This is a genomic window from Paenibacillus sp. LHD-38 (genome assembly GCF_031157315.1).
Classification (GTDB): domain Bacteria; phylum Bacillota; class Bacilli; order Paenibacillales; family Paenibacillaceae; genus Pristimantibacillus.
Window position 1 is genome coordinate 19,782 of record NZ_JAVIFU010000071.1, and the last position, 7,238, is coordinate 27,019.

At 44.3% G+C, this 7,238-nt stretch carries 6 protein-coding genes; 4 read left to right on the forward strand and 2 right to left on the reverse strand.

Features of this window, described 5'->3' with window-relative positions:
- The first annotated feature begins 44 nt into the window (after positions 1-44).
- Both RCO25_RS31815 and RCO25_RS31820 read left to right on the forward strand, forming a co-directional pair.
- The gene (locus RCO25_RS31815) at positions 45-1,670 is read left to right on the forward strand and encodes a type 2 periplasmic-binding domain-containing protein (RefSeq protein WP_309000086.1); all 1,626 of its coding nucleotides are present in this window, start codon (positions 45-47) and stop codon (positions 1,668-1,670) included.
- 29 nt (positions 1,671-1,699) lie between these two features.
- On the forward strand, positions 1,700-3,379 hold the full coding sequence (locus RCO25_RS31820) for a DUF4091 domain-containing protein (RefSeq protein ID WP_374992205.1): 1,680 nt from the start codon (positions 1,700-1,702) through the stop codon (positions 3,377-3,379).
- A gap of 583 nt (positions 3,380-3,962) precedes the next feature.
- Here RCO25_RS31820 and RCO25_RS31825 read toward each other — a convergent pair.
- Both RCO25_RS31825 and RCO25_RS31830 read right to left on the reverse strand, forming a co-directional pair.
- Entirely contained in the window at positions 3,963-4,400 is a 438-nt protein-coding gene (locus RCO25_RS31825) for a type II toxin-antitoxin system VapC family toxin (RefSeq protein ID WP_309000091.1), read from the reverse strand.
- Positions 4,397-4,630: an AbrB/MazE/SpoVT family DNA-binding domain-containing protein gene (locus RCO25_RS31830; protein WP_483874735.1), complete on the reverse strand. Its 234-nt coding sequence runs from the start codon at positions 4,628-4,630 to the stop codon at positions 4,397-4,399. Before RCO25_RS31830 ends, RCO25_RS31825 begins: the two co-directional genes overlap by 4 nt.
- 415 nt (positions 4,631-5,045) lie before the next feature.
- Here RCO25_RS31830 and RCO25_RS31835 point away from each other — a divergent pair, with 415 nt between their 5' ends.
- Positions 5,046-5,822 (forward strand): class I SAM-dependent methyltransferase, encoded by a 777-nt coding sequence (locus tag RCO25_RS31835; RefSeq protein ID WP_309000089.1) that lies wholly within the window; start codon positions 5,046-5,048, stop codon positions 5,820-5,822.
- Positions 5,823-6,608: 786 nt separating this feature from the next.
- Positions 6,609-7,151: an RNA polymerase sigma factor gene (locus RCO25_RS31840; protein ID WP_309000090.1), complete on the forward strand. Its 543-nt coding sequence runs from the start codon at positions 6,609-6,611 to the stop codon at positions 7,149-7,151.
- Positions 7,152-7,238: the final 87 nt, after the last annotated feature.

Here is a 7,238-nt window from a genome sequence, read left to right on the forward strand (position 1 = left end):
AATTAACAATATTGCATTACAAATATAAAGGGGAGGCTTCGAACATGAAACGGAATAATCGGTACAAAATAACTTTGCTAATTACAATGCTGGCACTATTTCTTTCTGCATGTACGCAAAATGCGGCGCCAAACACCTCGCAAAATAGCTCAGGCTCTGCAGGAGCGGAGGGCACCAAAACTCAAGCAGGGGATGACAAATCTCCAATTACGTTAACTTGGTTTGTGGATCAGCAATGGTATTCCCATGAATGGGATACACAAAATGTATTATTCGACAAGCTCGTAACGGAACAAACGGGCATTACGATTAATTTCGTATCAGGGAATGCCGAGAAGCTATCGGCGCTGATTGCTTCAGGAGATATTCCGGATATTGTAACGGTGGATAAGGCTATTCCTCAAAGGAAGCTGCTTGAGAGATCCGGCCTTGTGCTTCCGCTTGACGAGCTGATTGCCAAGCATGATCCTACGTTCGAGCTGCCTCAATCGATCCAGGATTGGTACCGAAATGAAGACGGACACTTCTATGGCCTTCCGAACTACTTCAAAGCTCCAGAGAAAATGCAGGAGGGTGACTTCATCCCGACTCACGTTACGCTTCGAGCGAGACAGGACATTATGGATCAGCTTGGCATTAAGGAGGAAGCCTTCAATACGAAAGAGGGAACGCTTGAGGCACTTAGAAAAGTAAGGGATGCCAATATCGAGTATAACGGCTTCAAGGTCATTCCGAGCTATTTTGATTCTTATCAGCTCATTCAGATGTTCGGAGCAAAGCGTGAGGACGCGCAAGGAAACTATGTGGATACGACTAGAGAGCCGCAAGCGCTGGAAGCCTATAAGTTCTTGAATCAGCTGTACCGCGAAGGCTTAATGCCGCAGGATAGCCAGACGCTCAACAAAAACCAAATTGAGGAAAAGGTCAATGCAGGTGCCGTATTCGCGTATACGAACTGGGTAATTAAATGGGCGGGGCTGTTCAGCAACGATTCGAACGCAACCTTCGCGCCGGTAGGTCCAATCAAGGGCGACTCCGATCAGCCATTCTATCTCGACCCAAGTGCGGTTTCGGGCTGGACGCTGACCATGGTAGGCAAAAGTACTAAACATCCAGAGCGGATCGTGAAATTGCTGAAATATCTGTCTGAGGATGAAATGAGCCTTAACGCTTGGTGGGGACCCAGAAGCGAGGCATGGGAATACGACGGAAACGGCAAGGTAAAATTTACAGAGCAGCGCAATCAAGACTTTGCGAAAGACTTCAATGCAGCGAAGAAGAAGTATAGTGGGCCAGAATGGCTAGTCACTTGGACGCCGATTCAGCGCACCTATCCAGAGCCGCAAACCACTCATGAGCAATTAGAAAATGCGACTGAAGCGAAATTCTCGCAATATTCATATTACTCACTGCCGTTCGAAGGCGTTGCTGTTGACGGAGGAACGGCAGAGGCTGGTATTGAAACGAAAATAAACGACTATCGCACTCAAATGAGAGCCGCTATGATCTTGGCAAAGTCAGAAGTGGAAGTTGAAAAGCTGTTTAATGAAATGATTGCGCAGGAAGAAAAACTGGGTTATACACGTCTATATGAGGTCTACAATTCGAAATTCCAAGAAGCGAAGAAAAAATTGGGCATCGAATTCGCATGGCCAACTAACATCAAATAGCATGCAGCGTAGCGAAGGAGAGATTGGAGTTGTCTAATTCAAACCAATTATTCGAAACGAGATGTATCCATTCACTGGAGAAGGTGTTCGCGGATGAGCCCTTGCAGGCGATTCCATACACCCAAGCAACCGTGCTTCTCAACGAGACGTTCTCATTCCAGGTTGCCTATCAAGCGCACGATATGCTGAAGAATGTTAAGGCGCGGGCCATTTCTGAGCTTGGCGCTGCAGTAATGATCCGTACGGTCGGGTTAGTACCTTCAGATTTTCCGATATATGCCGATCATGATGAGCATGTGCTGCGCACTGCACCGGGGTTGTATCCTGACCCTTTGTATCCTTTGCACATAGAAGACATCATTTGCTTGCCTAATCAATGGCGCTCTCTATGGGTTACTGTGGAAGCGAATCCAAAGAGACAGCCTGGCCGCTATTCCATTGACATTGTGCTAGAGACGGAGGGCGGAGAGATACTGGGAGAAGAGCAGCTCGAGCTCGAGGTTCTGCCTGCCTCTCTGCCTAAGCAGCAGCTGGTCCATACGCAGTGGTTCCATACGGATTGTATTGCTACGGCGTACGGCGTAGAGGTGTGGAGCGAGGAGCATTGGCGCCGGGTGGAGCAATTCGTGACGACGGCAGTCGATCATGGCATTAACATGCTGCTTACGCCATTATTCACGCCTCCGCTTGATACGAAGATCGGCGGCGAGCGTCCGACGGTCCAGCTCGTTGATGTAGAGCGAATAGGAGATACGTATCAGTTCGGCTTTGATAAGCTGAAGCGCTGGGTAGAGATGGCTCTTCAGAACGGCATCGAATATATTGAGTTCAGCCATCTATTTACACAATGGGGCGCCGAGCACTCTCCTAAGATCACAGCTGCCGTCAACGGCCAAACCGAGAAAATATTTGGCTGGGAGACCGATGCTGCAGGAGATGAATATGGAAGCTTCCTAGCGCAATTTCTGCCGGAGCTTGTCCAATTTATTGAAGAGAACGGTTTGAAGGAGAAGTGCTATTTCCATATTTCTGACGAACCATTCATGAAAAATATGGAGCCTTTTCGCAAAGCAAGTCAGCTAATTGATCAACATCTGCAAGGCTTCTCAAGAATCGAAGCGCTGTCGGACTACTCCTTCTATGAACAAGGGCTCGTGCCGACGCCGATTCCTGCAACGAATCATATTGAGCCGTTCCTTGAGCATAATGTGCCTGGCTTATGGACGTACTATTGCTGCATGCAGTACAAGGGAGTGGCGAATCGCTTCTTCACCTTCCCGTCCGCACGTAATCGGATTATTGGCATTCAGCTGTACAAGTTTCAAATTACAGGCTTCCTGCAATGGGGCTATAACTTCTGGTACAGTCAATACTCGATTAAAGCGATTGATCCGTTCCGTGTTACGGATTGCGGCGGAAGCTTCCCATCCGGCGATGCCTTCCTCGTCTATCCGGGGGCTGATGGACCTATCGAATCGCTGAGGATGGAAGTATTCTATGATGCCCTTCAAGACTTACGCGCATTACAATTGCTAGAGACCCGAATTGGCAGGGAAGCTGTCCTTGAACTGTTGGAGGATGGTCTCGAGCAGCCCATAACATTCGATGTGTATCCGAGGGAAGCAGCTTGGCTGCTGAATAAACGGGAGCAGGTCAACCGCATGATCGCAGAGCATCACCAAGAGCAGGGAGAGTTGACAGCCCTGTAATACCAACAACAGCCTACAGCCCGTCAATCTCCAGTACCACCGGACAATGATCGCTGCCCATTACATGCGTATCGATGCCGGCGTCTACGATTGACGGGCTTAGTCTGTCTGATATTGGTTATTAAAGTATTTAACTCAAAACCGGACAAATGGATCAGAAGTTATCTGAATGAAAGTGGCACTGGTGTCTACGTTGAAAATGTAAAAAAGCTGAAACCTTGTTTCTGCTAATTGATCAGACCCGGTTTAATAAAAGTGGAAGAGGGTCTTACATTATTAAATCGAGAATTACAGAATCTCGTTAATAATGTTTTGTGAAAACCGCATTATATCCGAGAACAACCTATAAACAGGGAACTAATTACCCGATTCATGCTGAAGAGTACAATATAATACACCAATGTTAATAATGAAACGAGACTAACTGCACAATTGCTTGATGAGTTAATGGTAATGGTTGAGGGACCATTTTATGGCGTGGAGTTCTTAGAAGGGCTGTTTTTTTCAAACACATAAGATGTACTGAAAAGGATAATTGAAAGATCGGCTGATTCTGCTAAAGCTGCAGGCCTTTGTTTTGTAATTATAATTGTTCCAAACTTTTACAAGGTATTTCCTCTACATGTACCAGGCGAGAATCATTCGTAACAAAAACATCCGCTTGTGCAATGATGGCGGATGCGATCACAAGCGCATCCGGTGTTTTCATTCCGTATTTTCCTCGTAGAAAGGCAGCCCGTTCGGCAACCGCATTAACAACAGGTACAACCGAAAGATTAGGGAAATGTGCGAAAAGCAGTTTGTACTGCTTCTCTAGAGCCAGGTTCCCATCCCGAATCGGTTTCACAAGGATCTCGGTCAATGAAATGGTCGAAGCAACGGCTGAGTAGCTCCCTTCTTCAATTTGTTCGAGCAGCCACTTTGCTTTCTCACCAAATTCAGGATGCTGCTCAAACACATAAATAAAAATGTTCGTGTCCAACGCTATTTTCTTATAAGCAAAGGGGGAGGAGGGGTTCACCAATTTTCCCTCTCCTTCCGAACATAATCATCACTAGGTTCATCTGACCACAATTCTTTCCCAAGTCCCCAAAGTTTGTCGGAGAATGATTTTGGTTTTGGCATAACAATGATCTCATCGCGAACCTCATCATACTGCCATAACAGTTTATCACCAACTGATAGTTTAGCTTTCACGCGTATTTCTTCAGGAATTGTAATCTGATACTTCGTCCGAATCTCGCTTTCCAATTTAAATTTATTTGGAGGGTTATAGGCTTCGCCGCTGCGAGCCATTCCAACCAAGATTCTTGCTAATTTTCCACATAGTTTCATAATGGACCTCATCAAGGACTACCGAGGGTATCGATTAATTGCCATTGACGGTTCGGATTTGCATATCCCAACGGACCCTGCGGAATTCCGTGGTACTACCGATAAAACAGGGGACTGCTATGAGCTTTACATATATGTCGGCTGTAACCGAATATCGTGGTGTTTACGTCACTTTGCTCGTCAGTCGTTCTTTGCTCGCCAGGTTTTGCCGGGAACCTCTGCTGTTTCATTGAAATAACCGGCAGTTAAGTGTAAGAAAACTCTGTAATGTCCCAATTTGTGATAAATTGGATATGGTACCAATAATCAAAGGGAGAAGGTGTATATTCTTATGGAGTTATACGACATTATTGGGATGGAGTACGATACGTCCCGTAAAGCAGATCCGCAAATAACCCAACGATTAATAAACCATCTCCAGGTTTTTGATAATTCACGAGTTCTTGATGTAGCTTGTGGGACTGGCAATTATACCATTGCCTTATCTCAACTGTGTTTGAAAATGACGGGTACAGACATTTCAGAGGAAATGCTAAAAAACGCACGTGAAAAATCAAATCATGTGATTTGGGATAAAGCGGATGTAAATAATTTACCGTACCAAGAAGAAGAATTCTCAGGGGCGACATGCATTTTAGCTATACACCATTTTGAAAATTTATATAAAGCATTCCAGCAAGTGTACAGGGTTATTGGGAAGGGAAGGTTCGTAATTTTTACTTCTTCTCCCGAGCAAATGGCGGGCTATTGGTTAAAAGAATACTTTCCTAAAATGATGGCGCATTCGTGCAATCAGATGCCAAAAGTTAAGCAAGTAGTCGATAATTTAAGAAGCGTCGGGTTTAAGATTGTGGGACTTGAAACATTCTTAATTCAGCCAAACTTGAAGGACTTTTTTCTTTATAGCGGTAAATACGAACCAAGCATTTATCTAAATCCAAATGTTCGTGCGGGCATTTCTAGTTTCGCTAACTTGGGAACTTTAGATGAAATACAGGCTGGTTGTAGGAGACTGAAATCCGATAATGAAAACGGGAGAATACAAGAACTCCTTGACAGATACAGTAGTGATTTAGGAGATTACGTTTTTGTAGTAGCTGAAAAATAAGGAAATTCATTGAACTAACGGGGACGATAGCACAATGACAACAGGCTGCCGGCATCATCGGAAATGTTTTCAAATAACTGGCATTATCTAATAAACATTGATTGTCATTTACTTTAGACTTATAATTTGAATATCTTTCAGAATGAGGTGAAGCGGATGTCATTCCGTATCGTTCGAGGTATTTAGTTTTCGGGCTGGGAAAAACGCGTACCAGCCATCAAGGGGCTTCTCTACCCTTTTGATCAAATGAAAACTAAACTTTGAACGGTGTCGGCTAACATCTTTACGTTAAAGCCAAGGGACACCCTTTGGCTTTTTATTATCTCATTGGAGGATTGAGAATGAACGAATTAGTGTACAAGAACTTTTACGATCGCTGTGGAAACTTAAATGGATGGGACTTTAGCAAAGTCAGGTTTGCATCCGAGGGAGCAAAATGGGATCTTTATGTTTCTGATTCAAGACGGTAAAGTGAAGCTGGACACGGTTGTTAGAATTCATTTTGGTGCGAAGAGGTCCGGAGAGTCAGAATAGAGTAATTTAAATCAGGAAATGTTCTATCTTGTTTTATTAGTTTACACGTTTTATAGCTTTTCCTTTTGAACTAACGAGAACGATAGCATTTAATAAACATTCAGAAAAGGCTGCCGGCAACGGCAGCCTTTTCTGAATTAACGGGTAGAATATCGGTTTATGTCCCTTTTAACCATGTTCGTGTGTTATATAAGTAATGATCTGAATTCATGAAGGGAGGGGATCCCAGCGAGAGACCACACCATAGAACAAATGATTTTTAATGTGCAGAATGGCTGTTCAAGCGAGTATGCAGCTGTCGTTCAGACTTATCAGCAATCGATCTATCGCTACTGCTTGCGTTTATTGGGAAACCGGCAGGACGCTGAGGATGCTGCTCAAGATATTTTCATCAAAGCGTTCGAATCCATCGGGCAATATCAACATACAGCAAGCTTCTCATCATGGTTATTTAAAATTGCATATCGACATTGTCTAAACCTGTTGCGCAAACGGAAATATCAGCTTCGTCTGTTGCACCGATTATTTAAGCCTGAAGTCGTGGTGGAGAGTCCGGAGCAAGCGATGGATAAGAGACTTTTCAGTCCACAATTAGCGACTGCACTCACATTGCTGTCCCCGGAAGATCGATCGTTGCTCATCTTGTATATTTTTGAGGAACGAACATATTCGGAATTGAGTGAAATCATGGGCTGTAAACCGGAAGCACTCAAGAAAAGACTAAGCAGGATGAAGGGAAAATTAAGACGTATCTTGCAAGATTCGGTATTTGTCAAGATAGTTGTCGCGATTTAATGAAAATAAGATAGTTACGTTTGCGTTTTTTGCTCAGCCAGAATAGGCATAGCTTTTTCCGGGTTAAGCCAAACTTCTTCTTCCAAA